The organism is Parafannyhessea sp. LCP19S3_B1, assembly GCF_052121955.1.
Taxonomy (GTDB): Bacteria; Actinomycetota; Coriobacteriia; order Coriobacteriales; family Atopobiaceae; genus Parafannyhessea.
In genome coordinates, this window is the sequence record NZ_JBQKDH010000006.1 from 58883 (window position 1) to 77831 (window position 18949).

The 18949-nt window shown below is 65.2% G+C and carries 16 protein-coding genes; 7 read left to right on the forward strand and 9 right to left on the reverse strand.

Features of this window, described 5'->3' with window-relative positions; all coding sequences use genetic code 11:
- Positions 1-121: 121 nt before the first annotated feature.
- Together ACTQWE_RS04180 and ACTQWE_RS04185 are read left to right on the forward strand one after the other, a co-directional pair.
- Positions 122-1336 carry an NADP-dependent isocitrate dehydrogenase gene (locus tag ACTQWE_RS04180; protein ID WP_441855847.1) on the forward strand — a complete coding sequence of 405 codons (1215 nt, stop codon included), beginning with the start codon at positions 122-124 and terminating at the stop codon, positions 1334-1336.
- Positions 1337-2161 carry a Cof-type HAD-IIB family hydrolase gene (locus tag ACTQWE_RS04185; RefSeq protein WP_441855849.1) on the forward strand — a complete coding sequence of 275 codons (825 nt, stop codon included), beginning with the start codon at positions 1337-1339 and terminating at the stop codon, positions 2159-2161. It abuts the gene before it with no gap.
- A gap of 38 nt (positions 2162-2199) precedes the next feature.
- Here ACTQWE_RS04185 and ACTQWE_RS04190 read toward each other — a convergent pair whose 3' ends face one another.
- On the reverse strand, positions 2200-3162 hold the full coding sequence (locus tag ACTQWE_RS04190) for a glycerophosphodiester phosphodiesterase family protein (RefSeq protein WP_441855851.1): 963 nt from the start codon (positions 3160-3162) through the stop codon (positions 2200-2202).
- A gap of 179 nt (positions 3163-3341) precedes the next feature.
- On the opposite strand from ACTQWE_RS04190, the gene ACTQWE_RS04195 reads away from it, so the two are divergent.
- Entirely contained in the window at positions 3342-4265 is a 924-nt protein-coding gene (locus ACTQWE_RS04195) for a LysR family transcriptional regulator (protein ID WP_441855852.1), read from the forward strand.
- A 73-nt stretch (positions 4266-4338) separates the two neighbouring features.
- Here ACTQWE_RS04195 and ACTQWE_RS04200 read toward each other — a convergent pair whose 3' ends face one another.
- On the reverse strand, positions 4339-6291 hold the full coding sequence (locus ACTQWE_RS04200; protein ID WP_441855854.1) for an oxidoreductase: 1953 nt from the start codon (positions 6289-6291) through the stop codon (positions 4339-4341).
- A 504-nt stretch (positions 6292-6795) separates the two neighbouring features.
- Between ACTQWE_RS04200 and ACTQWE_RS04205 the strand changes: the two genes are divergently transcribed.
- Positions 6796-7134, forward strand: coding sequence for a type II toxin-antitoxin system RelE/ParE family toxin (locus ACTQWE_RS04205; RefSeq protein ID WP_441855974.1), 339 nt, complete (start codon positions 6796-6798; stop codon positions 7132-7134).
- Positions 7135-7338: 204 nt separating this feature from the next.
- Here the strand turns inward: ACTQWE_RS04205 and ACTQWE_RS04210 are convergent, their stop codons facing one another.
- The 4 genes from ACTQWE_RS04210 to ACTQWE_RS04225 form a co-directional block, all read right to left on the reverse strand.
- Positions 7339-7980 (reverse strand): NAD(P)-dependent oxidoreductase, encoded by a 642-nt coding sequence (locus tag ACTQWE_RS04210; RefSeq protein ID WP_441855856.1) that lies wholly within the window; start codon positions 7978-7980, stop codon positions 7339-7341.
- Between the two features lie 265 nt (positions 7981-8245).
- On the reverse strand, positions 8246-8935 hold the full coding sequence (locus tag ACTQWE_RS04215; protein WP_170103099.1) for a transaldolase family protein: 690 nt from the start codon (positions 8933-8935) through the stop codon (positions 8246-8248).
- A gap of 160 nt (positions 8936-9095) precedes the next feature.
- Positions 9096-10517: an amidophosphoribosyltransferase gene (locus tag ACTQWE_RS04220; protein ID WP_441855857.1), complete on the reverse strand. Its 1422-nt coding sequence runs from the start codon at positions 10515-10517 to the stop codon at positions 9096-9098.
- Positions 10518-10721: 204 nt separating this feature from the next.
- Entirely contained in the window at positions 10722-11261 is a 540-nt protein-coding gene (locus ACTQWE_RS04225) for a GNAT family N-acetyltransferase (RefSeq protein WP_441855859.1), read from the reverse strand.
- A gap of 215 nt (positions 11262-11476) precedes the next feature.
- Between ACTQWE_RS04225 and ACTQWE_RS04230 the strand changes: the two genes are divergently transcribed.
- From ACTQWE_RS04230 to ACTQWE_RS04240, 3 genes are all read left to right on the forward strand, one after another.
- The gene (locus ACTQWE_RS04230; protein ID WP_441855861.1) at positions 11477-11971 is read left to right on the forward strand and encodes a MarR family winged helix-turn-helix transcriptional regulator; all 495 of its coding nucleotides are present in this window, start codon (positions 11477-11479) and stop codon (positions 11969-11971) included.
- A 238-nt stretch (positions 11972-12209) separates the two neighbouring features.
- Positions 12210-13310, forward strand: coding sequence for an ATP-binding protein (locus tag ACTQWE_RS04235; protein ID WP_441855976.1), 1101 nt, complete (start codon positions 12210-12212; stop codon positions 13308-13310).
- Between the two features lie 72 nt (positions 13311-13382).
- Positions 13383-15215 carry an ABC transporter ATP-binding protein gene (locus tag ACTQWE_RS04240; protein WP_441855863.1) on the forward strand — a complete coding sequence of 611 codons (1833 nt, stop codon included), beginning with the start codon at positions 13383-13385 and terminating at the stop codon, positions 15213-15215.
- Between the two features lie 161 nt (positions 15216-15376).
- On the opposite strand, the gene ACTQWE_RS04245 is transcribed toward ACTQWE_RS04240, so the two are convergent.
- The 3 genes from ACTQWE_RS04245 to ACTQWE_RS04255 form a co-directional block, all read right to left on the reverse strand.
- Positions 15377-17278: a carbon starvation CstA family protein gene (locus ACTQWE_RS04245; RefSeq protein WP_441855865.1), complete on the reverse strand. Its 1902-nt coding sequence runs from the start codon at positions 17276-17278 to the stop codon at positions 15377-15379.
- Positions 17279-17625: 347 nt separating this feature from the next.
- Entirely contained in the window at positions 17626-18630 is a 1005-nt protein-coding gene (locus tag ACTQWE_RS04250; RefSeq protein WP_441855867.1) for an amidohydrolase family protein, read from the reverse strand.
- Positions 18614-18811, reverse strand: coding sequence for a hypothetical protein (locus ACTQWE_RS04255; protein WP_170103092.1), 198 nt, complete (start codon positions 18809-18811; stop codon positions 18614-18616). The genes ACTQWE_RS04250 and ACTQWE_RS04255 overlap by 17 nt, the downstream gene beginning before the upstream one ends.
- Positions 18812-18949 lie beyond the last annotated feature (138 nt).

The window sequence follows — 18949 nt, forward strand, 5'->3', positions numbered from 1 at the left end:
CGGCATGTGGGCGAGAAGTACGCGCGCCCGCGGCTGCCGCGCGCACGGATGTGAGGCTCAACGCTGGTTGGCGCCCGCGGCCGACGGCCCGGGGCGCCCGGACGCTCGTTCGGAGGTTTCGATGGCCAAGATTGTGATGAAGACTCCCCTCGTCGAGATGGACGGGGACGAGATGACGCGCATCATGTGGAAGATGATCAAGGACGACCTCATCGTCCCGTTCGTCGACCTGAGGACCGAGTACTTCGACCTGGGGCTCGAGAACCGCAACGCCACCGACGACCAGGTGACGATCGACTCCGCCAACGCCACGAAGCGCCTGGGCGTGGCCGTGAAGTGCGCCACCATCACGCCGAACGCGGCCCGCATGGAGGAGTACGACCTCAAGAAGATGTGGAAGAGCCCCAACGGCACCATCCGCGCCATGCTGGACGGCACCGTGTTTCGCGCGCCCATCCTGGTGAAGGGCATTGAGCCGTACGTGCGCACGTGGAAGGCGCCCATCACCATCGCGCGTCACGCGTACGGCGACGTGTACCGCGACGTGGAGATGCGCGTTCCCGGCCCCGGAAGGGTCGACCTGACGTACACGCCGGCCGACGGCGGCGAGCCGCAGTCCGTCTGCGTGCACGAGTTCGCGGGCCCCGGCGTGGTGGAGGGCATGCACAACCTGGACGAGTCCATAACCGGCTTCGCGCACGCGTGCTTTAGCTATGCGCTCGAGACCAGGCAGGACCTGTGGTTTGCCACGAAGGACACCATCAGCAAGACGTATGACCACCGCTTCAAGGACGTGTTCGCGGACCTGTACGAGACGGAGTACAGGGAGAAGTTCGAGGCTGCGGGCATCGAGTACTTCTATACCCTGATAGACGACGCCGTGGCACGCGTGATGCGCTCAGAGGGCGGCTTCATCTGGGCGTGCAAGAACTACGACGGCGACGTGATGAGCGACATGGTATCGACCGCGTTCGGCAGCCTGGCCATGATGACGTCCGTGCTGGTGAGCCCCCACGGCTACTGGGAGTACGAGGCGGCGCACGGCACGGTGCAGCGCCACTACTACAAGTACCTGAGGGGCGAGAGGACCTCGACGAACTCCGTCGCGACCATCTTCGCGTGGTCCGGCGCCCTGCGCAAGCGCGGCGAGCTGGACGGCACGCCCGACCTGGTGCGCTTTGCCGACGCGCTCGAGAGGGCGACCATCGGCACCATCGAGGACGGCAAGATGACGGGCGACCTGGCGCGCATCACCACGCTGCCGAACCCGCAGCAGCTTGACACGGAGGAGTTCATCCTCGCGATCGCGGACCGCCTTCAGAAGGAGCTTGCGTAGGTGGCCGGCACATACCGCCTGATAGCGCTTGACATGGACGGCACCCTCCTGACCACGGGCAAGAGGGTGTCGCCCGCTACGTCTGCGGCGCTGCGTAGGCTTACCGACTCCGGCGCGTGCGCGACCATCGCCACGGGCCGCGCGTACCGCGAGCTCGAGCCGCTCAGGCACGACCTTGCGCCCGTGCGCTATGCCGTGTGCGCAAACGGCGCCGTGGTGATGGACCTGTGGGAACACCGCAGCGTGAGCGTGACCACCATCCCCAACCACGGCGCGATCCAGGCGGTGCGCGCGGGCCTTGCAAACGGCTGTCTGGTGAACGTGCTGACGCAGACCGGCGCATACCTGAACCTTGCGGACGTCGAGCGCGCGGACGAGCTGGGGCTTGGCCAGTACAAGGGCCTGTGGGCGCAGGTGAACGAGCAGATGGACGACCCCATCGAGTTCCTGCGCACTCACCCCAACAAGGCCGTCAAGATCAACCTGTACCACTTTACGCAGGAGGCGCGCGAGCGCACGCGCGCTCAGCTTGCGGGCGCGGACGTGCAGGTCGCGTTTGCGGAGGGCGCATCGGTGGAGATAACGGCGCCCGGCGTGCGCAAGGACAGCGGCATCGCCCACCTGTGCGACGAGCTAGGCATTACGATGTCGCAGGTCGTGGCCGTGGGCGACGGCGACAACGACCTGGACATGCTGCGCAGCGCCGGCCTGGGCGTCGCGATGGCAAACGCCACGCCGCAGGCGCTCGCGGCCGCGGACGTCTGCACCACGACCGACTGCGACCACGACGGCGTGGCCGAGACGATCGAGCGCTACTTCCTGTAGGCGGGTGCTGGGTGCGGGCCGGCTGCTGGGGGCGGGCCCTACACCTGGGCGTGGGTGGAATCCGGCACGAAGCCCTCGAATATGGCGACGCCACCCTCAGTCTCGGCGGCGGCAAGGTCCTGCGGGTTCTTTATGGTCCAGAACACGGGCTTCGCGCCCAGGGCCTGAACCAGCCTGAACGCGGGTGTCGCGCGGTCCGCGAACTTGTACGCAACGAAATCCGGCCGCGCAAGGGAGTTTGCGACCATGGACGTCGCAGCCGCGTCGCGCGCGGCGGTGCAGACGGAGGCCAGGGCCTGCCGGTGCGCGGGCACGCTCTTCTCGCCCGTGCGGGCGGACGCCGCGGACTTTGCGGACGTTGCTGCGAGGTAGTCCTTGCTCAGCTGGCCGCGGACGACCTCTGGGCGGTGGCGGCGCAGCCACACCAGCACGCGCGGGTCAAAACTCTCCACGCAGTAGCTTACGCAGTGGCAATCGAGCTCGTCCATGGTCTTGTGGCAGAGCTCGGCCACGCGCGGCCACGCGGCGCCTTCGGTCTTCACCTCCACGATGAGCGGCAGCGGGTCCGCGTCGCCCTCGCAGTCCGCGTCGAACACGGAAAGCGCCTCGTCGAAGGTGGGGATGCGCTCGTCCGTGCCGTCCAGGCAAAGCTCGCGCAGGTCCTGCAGGGTGCTCTTCTCGACCGTGAGGGCGCGTCCGCACATGCGCCGCGTGCTGGCGTCGTGAATGACCGCAAGCTGGCCGTCCGCGGTGAGGTGGACGTCGAGCTCCACGCCAAAGCCCAGGTCGCGGGCGCGCCGGAACGCCGAGAGCGAGTTTTCTGGGATGCCGAGGTCGCGGTCGTGCAGGCCGCGGTGGGCAAAGCGGTGCTGGCGGATCTTGCCCCAGCGGGCGTCCACGTACGAGTCGTTCTTGCGCGGCGACACCAGGGCGGCGGTCGCGACGGCGCCTGCGCATGCGACCGCGGCGGTCCTCGCGAGCGCGGTGGTTGCTCTTCTCATATGGATGGTCCCTTCTGGCGTCGGCCGCGTGCGCGGGTGCGGCACGGGTGTCTTGTCTTGTGGCACGTCCGCGGCGCGTGGGCGCGGCATGCCTCCCACCATGTTCCGCCTTTGTGGCGGTCGTGGGGCCGACGGAGCGGCAGACGGTTGTGTCAGAATGGAGCGGACGGAGGTGGCGCATGAAGCTGCAGCAACTGCGATACGTGATCCAGGTAGCGGAGTCGGGCTCGCTCACGGCGGCGGCCGAGCGGCTGTTCGTTGCGCAGCCCAGCCTGTCGAAGGCCGTCGCGGAGCTGGAGCGCGAGATGGGCGTCACGATCTTCACGCGGTCGCGCACGGGAGTTGAGCTGACGGAGGAGGGCACGCGCTTCCTCTCGTACGCGCGACAGGTGGTTGAGCAGGCGGACCTCTTGGAGGCGGAGTACAAGGGCGGCACCCGCATGCGCCGCGTGTTTGGCGTGTCCGCGCAGCACTACGCGTTCGTGGTGAACGCGTTCGTGCGGCTGGTGCGCGAGCACGGCGCCAGCAGCTACGAGTTCTCGCTGCGCGAGTCCACGACGGCCGGCATCCTGGACGACGTGCGCGTGCAGCGCAGCGAGCTGGGGATCCTGTACCGCAGCCACTTCAACCGCGACGTGATATCTAACGCGGTGCGCGCGGCCGGGCTCGCGTTTGAGCCGCTGTTCACGGCGACGCCGCACGTCTTCGTGAGCCGCGACAACCCCCTGGCGGACCGCGCGTCCGTCACGCTCGCCGACCTGCGCCCCTACCCGCGCCTGAGCTACGACCAGGGCATCCACAACTCGCCGTACTTTGCGGAGGAGCTCCACATCACGGAGCCTGCCGAGAAGAGCATCGTCGTGACCGACCGCGCCACGCTGTTCAACCTGCTCATAGGGCTGGGCGGCTACACCATATCCTCCGGCATCCTCTCCGAGGCGCTGAACGGCAGCCAGATCGTGGCCGTGCCGCTCGAGAGCGACGAGCGCATGGAGCTGGGCTACGTGCGGCGGCACGACCGGCCGCCCTCGCCCATCGCAAGCCGCTACCTGGAGCTTCTGCGCGGCTACGTCGAGGCGTACCGGCAGGGCGACCACAGCTAGCAGCCGGGCGCGGACCGGGCCCGACGCCGACGCGCGCGACCGCCCTCGCCCGGCCGGGCGCGGCACGTGACGCCTAGATGTCGAGCGCCGCGTGGTAGCCCCAGTACACGGCGTTCGTGATGGTCGACACGCGCGCCGCGTCGCCAATCACGCGAACGAAGGGAGCGCTGTCCCGCAGGGCATCGGCCACGCCCGTCCTGGAGCGCTGGCCAAGCGCGCAGATGACCGTCGTGCCCGGCACCAGGTGCTCGGCGCCGCTCGCGTCCGCGCACACGACGCCGTCGGCGGTCACGCGCAGACCCTTGTAGCCGGTGTGGACGGTCACGTACTTCTCGACCTCGCGAAGCAGTAGCGGGCGGTGCCGCACGTTCGCGTCCGGCGCCAGCTCGTCGCGCATCTCGACAAGGTGGACCCGCTTGCCCTCCTGCCCCAGGTGAATGGCGCACTCGCATCCCGCGAGGCCGCCGCCAAACACCACGACGTCGTCGCTCACGCGGTCGACGTTCTTGTAGTAGTCGTTCACCACGACAACGTTGTCGCCGTCGAGCCCGGGGATGGGCGGCACGAGCGGCGAGGAGCCAACCGCAACGATGAGCGCGTCCGCGCCCTCCGCCTCGACCAGCTCGGGCGTGACCTCGCAGTTCAGGCGGATCTGCACGCCGGCCCTGCGCGCCAGCCGCTCGTAGGTGCCCGTGAGCTCGTACATCTCGTACTTGAACGGCAGGGCGCGCTCGCTCTTGAGGATTCCCCCAAGCTCGCCCTCCTTCTCGCACAGCAGCACGTCGTGGCCGCGGCGCGCCGCGGTGTACGCCGCGTACAGGCCGCCGGGGCCGCCGCCCGCCACAAGCACCCTCTTGCGGCGGGACTCCGGCACGGGCACGACCTCGTCGCCCTCGGACTCGCGCCCGATGAGCGGGTTCACGGTGCAGCGGCGCGTGGACGTCGCCGCGCGCTCCGCCATGCACGTGAAGCAGCGCAGGCAGCGCACGATCTCGTCGTCGCGCCCCTCGGTCACCTTGCGCGGAAGGAAGGGGTCGGCGAGAAGGGCGCGCGCCATGTACACGACGTCCGCCTGCCCCGAGGCCACGATCTTCTCCATCTGCTCCGGGTCGTTCAGGCCGCCAATGGTCGCGACGGGCTTGCTCACGTGGCGCTTGACCTCTGCGGCAAGGTAGACGTTGCGACCGTGCGCCTCGAACATGGAGGGGTGGGTGATGCCGAACGTCTTCTGGTACGTGCCGGCCGAGACGTGGATGAGGTCGACGTAGGGCTCGATGGCCTGGGCTATGCGCACGCCCTCCTCCAGGTCGTAGCCTCCCTCGCAGAACTCCGCGCCGCTCATGCGGAACTCGATCGGGAAGAAGGGTCCCACGGCCTCGCGCACGGACTTGAGCACCTCGACGGCAAGGCGGCAGCGGTTCTGGAGCGAGCCGCCGTACTCGTCCGTCCTGTGGTTGAACAGGGGCGAGAGGAATTGGTTGATGAGCCATCCGTGGCCGCCGTGGATCATGAGCATCTCGAAGCCCGCGCGCTTTGCGAGCCCCGCCACGTGGCCGTAGGCGCGGACGATGTCCGCGATCTGCTCCTGCGACAGGGCGCGCACGGCAACGCCGTCTGCGCGGACGGTATCCGAGGGGCCCCACTGGTTGAGCCCGTGCTGGCGGGTCTTGTCCGTCATGTACGTGCCGGCGAACATTCCGGAGTGCGAAAGCTCCAGCGACGGGATGGCGCCGTGGCGGCGGATGGCGTCCGCGGTGTACGTGGCGCACGCCAGGGAGTTGAGGATGGACTCGTCCAGGTGGTAGGCGTGGCTGCCGTCCGTCTGCGGGTGCACCATGCACTCGGACACGGTGACCGCGCCGGCGCCGCCCTTGCCCCTCAGCTCGTAGAACGCCGTCGACTTGGGACCGATGCAGCCATCGTTAGTGATGTCCGTGCCACCCATGGGCGCGCTGAACATGCGGTTCCTGAACGTGGTCCTCCCAAGGGTGATGGGCTTGCAGAGGTTGGGGTACTTGCGCTGCATTTGCTCTCCCGTCCATTCGGGCCGCGTCTCGCGGCAAGAAGTCACGCGCATATGATACGTGAGCGCAAAGCAATCCACACCATACCGACACACGTGTGATGCCAGGGAGTTGGACAGATTGCTCAGTTAGCCCGCATTTATATGTACATCTGTCCCAACGCTATATCGGCGCACGACAAGCAAATCATCCTTGTCGACCTGGATTGCTGTAATATACTACGTATTATTTTACGTATGATTGGACTCAACTCATGCCAACGATTAAACCCATTTCCAATCTGAGGAATTACAGCGAGGTGCTTGATGGGGTCTGCCCTGGCTCACCTGTGTTTCTTACGAAAAATGGCCATGGTCGTTACGCGATTCTCGATATGGCAGACTACGACCGTCTTATAGCCGCGCAATCACTCTTCTCTGAACTTGAACATGGCAGGATGTCGGGTGAGAACCATGGCTGGATAACATCTGAAGATGTTCGATCTCACTTCGAGAATAGACACGGCAATGGGGCATGAGGTCGTTTACTCCCCTGACGCGCTAGCCGACCTCGACAAGATATGGGAATGGATTGCCGTCGAGAACGAGGAACCTGCCTCAGCCTCAAGTACGATTGACGCAATACTTGACCGTATCGACGACGTCGCAACCTTCCCGAACTCTGCCCCTCCACTGGACACGGTTTGCCAGATACACTCGAGCTGGCGATTCGTCAGCGCCCGTGGCTATATGGCGTTTTTTAGGGTTGGTCGAACTCGTCTGTATGTGGATCGCATCCTCAGCAGCAAGAGCGACTTCCTTAGGGTTTTGCTAGACTCGTCGGATGGAATCGATTTATATAATTGAGTCACGACATCTCCAGCCATGGGCGGCTGCACGAACGTAGAACATTGATTCCAAGGTTGACGTTTGGGTCGCGTTTTCCCAGTTGGGCGAAATGTGTAGGAAAAATGTTCTACGTTCGCACCCGCCACGCAAGCGCACGACCCAAAATGGGCGCCTCGCGGCAAACGTCGCGGGGCGCCCCAGGCCTGTGCGTTCAGGATCTTGCTACCTGCGGACCACGGAGATGCGCTGCCTCACGTGGTTTCCGCTCTCGACCTCGTCCACCATGGCAATCGCAAAGTCGGCGTAGCTGATGACGGACTCGCCACGCTCGTTCAAGGTGAGCTCCTCCCCCGCGAGAATGTATGAGCCGGTGCGCTCGCCGTCCGCCTGGAAGTCGCCCGCAGGAGAGACGAACGTCCACTTCACGTCATCGCGCTTGCGAAGCTCGGCGAGCTCGTCTGCCTGGGCAGAGGCCGTCGGGACATACTCCTTGGGGAAGTCCGGCGTCTTGTACAGCTGCGTCTTGTGCTCGGGGTCTACGTAGAGCGAACCCGCACCGCCAACTACAAGTAGGCGGGTCTGCGTACCAGAGAGCACGTCCGCAAGGTGCTGAGAGGTGGTGGTGTGCAGGGGCAGGGTCTCGGGCGTCCACGCGCCAAAGGCGTCGACCACCGCCTCGAAGCCCGCGAGGTCGTCGGCCGTGATGTCCATGATGCCCTTCTGCACGAAGCGCTGTGCCTCGGACTTGTTCTCGCTGCGGGCGAAGCCGGTCACGTCAAAGCCGCGGGCGACGGCCTCCCTAACGATGAGCCGGCCGTTGCGGCCGTTGGATGCGACGACGGCGATCTTCCTGGTGTCGGTCATGTCTCTCTCCTTCTAGCTCAGCCGCGGCAAGGAGCCGCGCCAACGTCTTTCGTCTGACAGCAAGAACTATACGGAGGTAGGACTACTAATGGTAGTAGGCACTTTATAGTACTGTAGGTTCCTACTAGTAACTATTGGCAATCAACACTTGTCTTATACTCATGCGGTTCTGTCATAGCTCACCAAGTACAAAGAGACCCGCCACGGAAAGCACTCCGAGGCGGGTCCATAGTTTTCGGCGTCGTTCGCGGAGCCCAGGTCCTGGCTACTTGGCCTCTCCCGTGACCTTCGCCCAGTCGGCCGCGAACTTCGCGAGGCCCTCGGTCGTCAGCGGATGGTGCACGCACTTCTTCAGCGCGCCAAACGGCACGGTCGCGATGTCCGCGCCCAGAAGCGCCGCCTGCGTCACGTGGTTGGGCGTGCGGACGGAGGCGGTGATGATCTCCGGGCCGCCCTCCTCGTCCCAGTAGCCGTAGTCGTAGTTCTTCACGCACTCGACTACCGTGGAGAGCTGCTCGATGCCGTCATCACCAATGTCGTCGAAGCGACCGACGAACGGGCTGATGTAGCGTGCGCCGGCGCGGGCGGCGAGAAGAGCCTGCGGTGCGGAGAAGACGAGCGTCATGTTGACGCGAATCCCCTCGGCCGCGAGCTTGTGGGTCGCGGGCAGCGACTCCTCGCAGATCGGCAGCTTGACCACGATGTTTGGCGCGAGCGACGCGAGGTGTTCGCCCTCGGCGATCATGCCCTCGGTCGTCTCGGCCGTGGACTCGGCAGACACCGGCACGCCCTCGCCCACGATCTTGCAGATCTTGACCATGTGGTCCTCGAAGTCGGCAAGCTTTCCGCCGGTCTTCGCGTAGAGCGACGGGTTGGTGGTGACGCCGGCGAGGATGCCCCAGTCGGAGGCCTGCTTAATCTCGTCGAGGTCCGCGGTATCGATGAAGAACTTCATGGCTAGCCCTTTCTGTCCGAAACCTGCTTTCCAGTTTGTTATTGTTGCGGCTCTATCGTAACGCTCTTCTCCACAAAGTGGACCAACAATCGGTAGTCAACCAAAATCGACAGACCGCCATCGCACACGCCACGTCAGGCGGCGGCCACCCGGCGTGAGCCTACTCGCGACCGTCCCAGCAGTACGTGCAGACCTTGTCGCGGTCGAGGCCGATCGCCTCGAGCAGGCCGTCGAGCGACTGGTAGCGCAGCGAGTCGAAGCCCATCTCCTCGCAGATGGATTTCAGCAGGCAGCGGCCGCGCTCCGTGGCGTCGTCCGCGTACTCCGCGATGTGTTCCTCGCCGCCGTCGGGCTCGAGCTCCCTTATCTTGCGGCGCGCGATGAGCTCGTAGTCGGAGTTCGAGCGCGAGAACGAAAGGTACTTGCAACCATACATGATGGGCGGGCACGCGGAGCGCATGTGCACCTCGCGGGCGCCCGTGTCGTACAGGAAGTCGACGGTCTCGCGCAGCTGCGTGCCGCGTACGATGGAGTCGTCCACCAGAAGCAGGCGCTTGCCGTCGATTAGCTCCGGCACGGGAATCTGCTTCATCTTCGCGACGCGGTTGCGAATGGCCTGGTTGGTGGTCATGAACGAGCGCGGCCACGTTGGCGTGTACTTCACGAACGGGCGCGCGAACGTCTGGCCCGTCTGCATGGCGAAGCCCAGGGCGTGCGGCAGGCCGGAGTCCGGCACGCCCGCCACGTAGTCCACCTCGGGCAGCGTGCCCTCAACCTCCTCGCGACGCGCCATGATGCGGCCGTTGCGATAGCGCATGACCTCGACGTTCACGCCCTCGTAGTTTGAGTTGGGGTATCCGTAGTACACCCACAGGAACGCGCAGATCCGCATGCGGTCGCACGGCTTGGCCAGCACCTCGTAGCCGTCCGGCCCAATGCGCACGATCTCGCCGGGACCAAGCTCGTGCTCGTCCGCATAGCCCAGCTTGCCGTAAGCGAAGCTCTCGAACGAGACGCAGTAGCCGTCGTCGTCCTTCCCCACCAGCACGGGCAGGCGCCCCATGCGGTCGCGCGCGGCAACAAGGTGGCCGTCCTCGGTCATTATGAGCAGCGTGAGCGAGCCCTCGATCTTCTCTTGCGCATAGCGGATGCCATCGACCAGGTTGTCCTGCGAGTTCACGAGCGCGGCCACAAGCTCGCACATGTTGACGTTTCCAGAGCTCATGGCCATGAACTGCGCACCGGCGCCCGTGAGCTCATCTACCAGCGCGTCGAAGTTCGTGATGTTGCCCACCACGGATATTGCATACACGCCCAGGTGCGAGCGCACAAGCAACGGCTGCGGGTCCATGTCGCTGATGCAGCCCATGGCGCAGGTGCCGCGAAATCCCGGCAGGTCGTGGTCGAAGCGCGTGCGGAACGGCGTGTTCTCGATGGAGTGGATCTCCTTCTTGAAGCCGCCCTCCGGCAGGCACGACACCATGCCCGCGCGACGCGTGCCCAGGTGGGAGTGGTAGTCGACCCCAAAGAACACGTCCAGGATGACGTCGCGGCGCGAGACCGCGCCAAAGAATGCGCCCATGTGACCTCCAGGTCAGTCGTCGGGCCGAAAGCGCGTCCGCGCGACGCCGCCCCGCCGGCCCGCCTTGCCAAGCCGTCAAGAAACCGCACCTAGAAGTATACGGCGGGCGAGAAGAACAAGGCCCTTTCCCCGCGGGCGCATGCGTGGACGGTAGCTCCCCGTGCCCCTGCGGCGCGCCATCGTGCCCGCACCCGCGGGCCGATATCATGCGCGCATGCGCCCCCACCGTTCGCGACGCAGCACGTTTTCGACCTCCGGAAGCGTGTAGCCCAGGCGCGTGTCACCGTTGGGGTCAAGCCGCACGAAGTCGAAGCCCAGCTTCTGCTGGACGCGTGCCGATCGCGCGTTGCCATCGTAGTGGCAGCACCACACGGCGTCGCAGCCAAGGTCCGCAAACGCGCGAGCGACCAGGCACGAGGCCGCCTCCGTGGCATAGCCGCAACCCCAGTACGGACGTCCCACCCAAAAGCCAAGCTCGGGCTCCGCGTCCAGACCAGAGCACGAGTCCTCGCCAAACCTGAGCGCGACGCACCCCACAAGCGCGCCGTCGCACGGCCGAACAACGGCATACGTCTCTGGCGCCGAAAGCACGTCCTCGATGGTACGAAGGCTTTCCGCCACGTCCGCGTGCGGCGGCCAACCGGCGGCCGGCCCCACCTCAGGATCGCGTGCAAGCTGGTAGAGCGCCTCCGCGTCCGAAGGCGCCCATGGGCGCAGCAGGAGCCTCTTGGTCCTCAGTTCCATGCTCTTCTCCCTTCGCAAGGCACTCGTAACATCGGCAAGACTATAGCGTCGCACGACGGGTGGCGCTCCGCCCCGCACCACGATGTGGCGATTTTTCTTGCGCGCAATCGGGTACCATCGATATTAATCGTACGCTATATAATATTGCGCTTGTCTATAGCGCATCAAGCTGACCCGCCGCAGATTCACCAGTCGCCGGGTCGCAAGGAGGCTACATGCAACAGAACACCTTGCCCGCACGCCAGGCGATGCCCTCGCAGTCGCCCGCGAACCCGGACCCGCTTGCGCTGGAAAACCAGCTCTGCTTTCCGCTGTATGCGGCCTCCAAGGAGCTGACCCGCCGGTACAAGCCGTTTCTTGACCCGCTGGGGCTAACGTACACGCAGTACGTGACCATGATGGTCCTGTGGGAGAAGGACGGCATAACCGTGACGGAGCTGGGAAGCCGGCTGTACCTTAACTCCGCCACGCTGACGCCGCTGCTGAAGCGCCTCGAGGCGCACGGCTACATCACGCGCACGCGGTCCGCCAAGGACGAGCGCGCCGTGATCGTGACGCTGACCCCCGCCGGACGCGAGCTGCACGAACGCGCGCACGACGTGCCGCACTGCATGGGCAGCTGCGTGAACATGCCCCTGGACGAGGCCATGGAGCTCAAGCGGCTGCTGCTGAAGTTGCTCGACTCGCTCTCGAGCGACGGTGAACGCTAGAGCCCACCCGCTGCCGCGACCGCCGGAGTCGCCAAAGGCCGTACCCCAAGCGCATGCAACGGTGTAAGAGAGTGTAAAAGAGTGCAAGAACGTGTAGAAGCGTGTAGAAAGGTATAAAAGAGTATATGTTCGTGTAAAAGGGTATAAGACCAACACGTACGGATGAGACGCAGTGCCAACATGGCGAGCAGGAGTGATATGCATGGGACCAAACCCCTTCAAACCTACGGCGGGAAAGATGCCTCCCATCCTCATCGGACGCGAAAGCGTGATTGACGCCTTCGACAGGGGGCTTGCCAATGGGGCAGGTGCGCCAGAGAGGCTCATGCTCATCACGGGTCAGCGCGGATCTGGTAAGACGGTTCTCCTCACCGAGCTTGGGCGCATGGCCAAAAAGGATGGTTGGGACGTAATCTCCGAGACCGCCTCGGGCGGAATGGTGCAAAGGATTGTCGAGAGTCTTCGTGGCACCTCACCAAGAGTCACGAGGGCAAGCATCGGGCCAAGTGCGTCCTTGGGGGGCACCTCCCTCTCGCTCGGATCGGTCGAGCTGTCTCGCCCGGAGGCACCCCTCACGATCCGCGCGGCAATCGAGGACAGGCTGGCCAGGCTTCCCAAGGGCAAGGGCGTGCTAATCACGATCGATGAGGTGCAGTCTGCCTCGAGGGACGACCTCGTGGCCATTTCGACTGCGGTACAACACGTCATTCGCGACGAGGACATGACCGACTTACCCGATACGCAGAAGCATGGCATTGCGCTGGCGTTCGCAGGCCTGCCCATAGCCATTGACGACCTCGTGAACGACGACGTCCTCACCTTCCTACGGCGATGCGTCCGCTACGACCTCGGCGAGGTAAGGATCCCCGATGTAAAGAACGCCTACATAAGCACGGTGAACGACTCTGGCAAGATGATTTCCGAGAAGGACGCGCAAACCGCAGCAGAGGCCTCTTCGGGCTTCCCCTTCATGATCCAGCTTGTGGGGTATTACATGTGGCAGTCCGCCGACGTCAACGGATCGGATGCCATCACGGCAGAGCATGTTTCCATCGGCGCCACCGATGCGGCGAACGCATTCCAAGACTCCGTGTGCGCTCCGGCAGTTCGCTCCCTTACTGTCGCCCAACGCGAGTTCATACTTGCGATGGTGCCGGATCTGCCCGAGCCCTCCCAGGTGGCGCACATCGCAGAACGGTGCCGCAAGTCCATGAGCTGGGCAGGCAAGTATCGCGCCAGCCTCATCGCCTCGAACCTCATCGAGCCCGCAGGGAGGGGTTACGTGCGCATCTCCATGCCCCACCTTGCAGAGTACCTGCAGACGCGTCGAGAAGCCTAGCGCACCGAGTCATGCCCCCATAATCAAACGCGTTTCTCGCCACCCCCCCTCATGCGGCGGAGTCAGGGAAGAATGCGCAACAAACGGAAAGGAACCACCTTGTCTCAACGAAACACCGCCCGCCTCGAGCGCTCGACGATGCGCCGGACCCTCTCTAGGTTCTGGGCAGTCACGCGCATGCAGCCCGGGATCGCGGCGCTCTCCGTCATAGCGAGCGCCGGCTACGTGCTCCTGCTCACCTTCGCGAACACCTACGTGATGGGCCTCGTGGTCGACCGCGTGCAGGCCTCCCCCGTGCCCGCCGACCGCGTGTTTTCCGTGTTCGGCCCGTACGTGCTCGCGCTCGTGCTCGTGAACCTCGTGGGCCAGGTGCTGTCGAAGCTGCAGGACTACACCGTGTACAAGCTGGAGATCAACGGCAACTACCACCTGTCGCGCCTGTGCTTCGACACGCTGGCCAACCAGTCGATGACGTTCCACACCAGCAACTTCGGCGGCGCGCTCGTGAGCCAGACCAGCCGCTTCACGAGCGGGTACAGCCAGCTTGTGGACGTGGTGGTCTTCTCGCTCATTCCCATGGTCACGTCCATCGCGGCCACCATCCTGTCGCTGGCGTGGCAGGTGCCAACGTTCGTGCTCATCCTCGTGGTGATGATGGTGGTGTACATCGCGTTCGTGTGGGTGATGTACAAGAGGATCCTGCCGCTTTCCGAGCGTACGTCGCAGGCGCAGAACCGCCTTTCCGGCGTGCTTTCAGATGCAGTCACCAACATCCTGGCCGTGAAGACGTGCGGGCGCGAGGACTTCGAGCGCGAGCTGTTTGACGCGGCGGACCGCGACGCCCGCAGCGCCGAGACCGTGAGCATGCGCGCCACCATGCGTCGCAACTTCGCGAGCTCCGGCATCATCGTGCTCATCATGGCCGTGGTGTCCGTGTTCATGGTGGGCGGGCACGCGTGGTTTGGCATCAGCGCAAGCACGCTCATCATGATGTTCACCTACACGTACAACCTGACGATGCGCCTTAACTACACCAGCTCGATGATGCAGCGCATCAACCGCGCGCTGGGCGACGCGGCCCAGATGACGCAGGTCCTGGACGAGCCGCGCCTGGTGGAGGACGCGCCGGACGCGACCGAGCTTTCCGTGACGCACGGCGCCATCGACTTCGAGCACCTGGGGTTCCGCTACCACGACGCCGCGGCGGACGACCGCGTGTTTGACGACCTGACGCTGCACATTCCCGCCGGACAGCGCGTTGGCCTGGTAGGCCGCTCCGGATCGGGCAAGACCACGCTGACGAAGCTCCTGCTGCGCCTGGACGACGTGCAGGACGGCCGCGTGCTGGTGGACGGGCAGGACATAAGCCGCTGCACCCAGCAGAGCCTGCGCCGGCAGATCGCGTACGTGCCGCAGGAGGCGCTGCTGTTCCACCGCAGCATCCGCGAGAACATCGCCTACGGGCGCCCGGACGCCACGGAGGAGCAGATTCGCGAGGCCGCGCGCCAGGCAAACGCGCTGGAGTTCATCGACCGGCTGCCGCAGGGCATGGACACCATGGTGGGCGAGCGCGGCGTGAAGCTCTCTGGCGGGCAGCGCCAGCGCATCGCGATCGCGCGCGCCATCCTGACGGACGCGCCGATCCTGGTGCTGGACGAGGCGACGTCCGCGCTGGACTCCGAGTCCGAGGCGCTGGTGCAGCAGGCCCTGGAGCGCCTGATGCACGGACGCACGTCCATCGTCGTGGCGCACAGGCTCTCGACCGTGGCGTCGCTCGACCGCATCGTGGTGCTGTCCAACGGCAGGATCGTGGAGGACGGCACGCACGCGGAGCTCAGCCGCGCCGGCGGCGAGTACGAGCGCCTGTGGGACCGCCAGACCGGCGGCTTCCTGGAGGGCGAGTAGCGCCCGCGGCCCGCAGGCGCCCGGCGGGCACGCCCGCGCAGGTGCCGCGACAACGAGTTACCTAAAGGAGAAGAGCCGGCATCCGGTTGGATGTCGGCTCTTCTCGTCTTACGTATATATATGTGCGCGCGGGGATGGGCGCACGATGCGTGGCATGTGGGCTACGCCTGGGCCTGGGCGACCTTCGCGTCGGAGGCAGCGGCCTCGGACTCGGCAGCCGCGACGTTCTTGCGGCCGAGCTCGGACCACTCGGGCTCCTCGTCTGCCATGGAGCCGGCCTTGACGGTGAAGAACTCCTTCAGGCAGTTGTAGGCGACGATGACGCCGAGGACCACGAGCAGGACGGCGACGACGAGCTGCAGGCCTTTGGTGAGGAGCACGGGGGCGGCAGCGGTGGTCGCGGTCGCGGGGATGGTGCCGAACAGGCCGTAGGTGGCCACGGCGGTCCAGCAGCTGGCGATGCTCATGGCAAGGGAGGTGAAGGTGCAGCAGAGCAGGAAGGCGACGGGGACGTACAGCATCCAGCCCTTGCGGCCGGTGACCTTGCAGAACACGGCGAGGGTGATCATGGTCATGCCGCCGAGCAGCTGGTTGGACGCGCCGAAGAGCGGCCAGATGTTGAGGTAGCCGCCGAAGCAGAGGACAAGACCGACGAGCAGGGAGATGGCGGTGGAGAACCAGACGTTCGTCATGACCTTGCGGACGCCGGTGACCTTCTCGGTGGTCTGGGCGGCGGCGTCGTTGGAGTTGAAGAAGAACTCCTGGAAGCTGCTGCGGGCGATGCGGGCGACCGCGTCGAGCGAGGTGAGGGCGAGGGCGGAGACGTTCATGGTCATGAAGACGGTCGCGACGGTGTTGTTGACGCCGATGGTCTCCATGCCGCGGGCGATGCCGGCCGCGAAGATCTGGAACGGGGTGGAGGCGACGCCGCCGTTGAGGGCACCGGTGCCGGCGGTGTTCATGTCACCGAACATGATGCCGGCGGTGACGATGGCGATGACGCCGACGAAGGACTCGAGCACCATGGCGCCGAAGCCGACGGGAAGCATGTCGGTCTCGTTGGAGACCTGCTTGGAGGAGGTGCCGGAGGAGACGAGGCTGTGGAAGCCGGAGAGGGCGCCGCAGGCGACGGAGACGAACATGAGCGGGAACAGGTAGCTGCCGCCGGCGGCGAGCTTTGCCATGGTGGCGCTGCTCGCGACCATGGGGGCGGTCATGGTTGCCTTGCCCTGGACGGCCAGCGCGAAGATGCCGAACACGGCGCAGACGATCATGGTGACCATCATGATGGTAGTGAGGTAGTCACGCGGCTGCTTGAGGGTCTGGATGGGCATGGCGCTCGCAAAGACGAGGTAGACCATCACGATGGCGATCCAGCCGTTGATGTCAAGGTACAGGGGGAACTGCATGCCGACGGCGAACATGATGACGATGGACGCGACGGCAACGGCGAACTCCTGCCAGCCCTTGAGGTCGAAGCGCTTGCGCAGCCAGCCGAAGGCGATGGCGACGAAGGTGAACAGGATGGAGATGGTGCCGGCGCAGCCGGAGGCGTAGGACTTGGTGAAGTCGACAGCGCCGGAGGCGGCGGGGGTGAACTTGAAGGTGCCCGCGACCATGGAGGTGAACGCGGCGATCACGATGGTGCAGAACAGCCAGCTGAACAGCAGGAAGAGGCGGCGACCCGTCTTGCCGATGTACTTCTCGATGAGCTGGCCCAGCGACTTGCCGTTGTTCTTGACGGAGGCGTACAGCGCGCCGAAGTCATGCACGGCACCAAAGAAGATGCCGCCGACGAGGACCCACAGCAGGACCGGCAGCCAGCCGAACATCATCGCGACGATGGTGCCCGTGACGGGGCCCGCGCCGCAGATCGAGCTGAACTGGTGCGCGAACACGGAGAAGCGCGTGGCGGGCGAGAAGTCCCGGCCATCCTCCATGCGGCGGGCGGGCGTAATGGCCTGGGGATCGACGCCCCAGCTCTTGGCCAGCCATCGACCGTAGACGACGTAGCCGCAGACGAGCGCCACGGCTGCAACCAGTATTACCAGCATTCCGTTCATGTGAAGCTCCCTCCGAGGTTCAAACAAAAAGCGGGGCCACTTGGTGGTTTCCAAGCGGCCCCGCAGAAAGACGCCAGCCGCCCGCATGACCGCGGGTCGGCTACACCGACTCGCGGCTAGATAATAATGATTACCTCTGCTAGCGTGCTGACGCCCATGTTCGAATCTCCTATACCGGGTGCGCCGTATGCGCACCTCCCTTGCGGTACGGCGCCCATGATGGCCCTCTGGAAGCCGGTAGGTGGCCAGATATTTCAAGCGGTAACATGCGGTTAACGAAATGTATGCAATGCAGAAACGGGCAAACGGTTGGTTTTTGTCGCCAAACGATAAATTGAACACCTAGTTTAAAGCGATACCTGCGTAAACCCGTAAAGGCTTGCCGCGTTCTGCCACGCCGCACCCTCGATGGACCTTGCGTGCGGACCACAGAACAGTGCCTCCGCCTTGCGCAGCGCAAGTGGCGCCGGAGTGTACGGCCAGTCGCTCCCGTACAGCAGGTGGGTGGGGTCCGCCACCTTGAGCAGCGCGTCGAGCATGACGGGTTCCGCATCGCCCGCAAGGTCGAAGTACAGGCTGCGCACGGCGCCAAGGACGTCCACGTTGGACATCATGCCCGCCGGCACGAGCACGCGCGAGATGCCGTCCATGCGATGCGCCACCTCTGGCACAAACGCGCCACAGTGCGGAACGACCCACCGCACGTTGGGATAGCGGTCGAGCGTGCCCTCGGTCACCAGGTTGAGCACGGCGCGCGTGGTGTCCGCCAGAAACTCGAACAGGGGCGCATGGCGTGCCGCGAACTGCCCCGCCGGCACGGCCGCGGGCTTGGTGGGATGGATCGTCACGACGGCATGCAGCGAGTCCAGGTACGCCATGAGCGGGTCGAGGGCGGGATCCCCAAGGTAGGTGCCGCATGCGTTTGTGGGAACCTTCACGCCAAGCGCGCCAGGCAGTGCAAGCGCGCGGCGCGCCTCCCGGATGGACGCCGCGACATCGGGCAGTGGCAGCACCGCCGCAAAGCCGCGGCATGCGGCGTGGTCCGCGCACAGACCGGACATGTAGTCGTTCAGGGCGCGGCAAAGCCCTGCGGAAGCGGCATCGTCACCCCAGTTGACGTGGGGCGACGATATCGAGAAGAGCGAGAAGCCAATGTTTGCGCCCGCAGCGAAGGCGCGCGCGTCCTTCTCGTCCCACGAAGGCGTGGGAAAGCCGTCCTCGCGCGCGGGATCGATGCCCGCGCGGGCGAGTGCCTCCAGGTACGCCGGGGGCAGCACGTGCTGGTGAACGTCGAACAGCCGCGGGAGCTCGTGCGCGGCCGCGCACGCATGGCCGCTATCGCAGGTTGGCATCGGGGTATTCCTCCGCGATGTAGCGGAGCACCTCGTCCCACTGCTCGCGAGCCACCTTGTCGCGCACCTTCGCGCGGCTGGCCTTCGCCCACAGATACACGCTCCGGGGGCTCTCCCCCGCGTCGAGTCGGTCGCTTGCCAGGAAGAACGGGTCCTGGTCGTCGAAGAAGTCGTCTGCCATGTAACCACCCTGCCGTCGCGGTTGTGCCTACATGCGACCACTATAGCAAGGCGCCGCGACGCGAATGTCGCACAGCCATCCATACATTTGTTGTATGACTCGCAAGAATACCTGTATTTTTACTTATGGCTTCGGGCG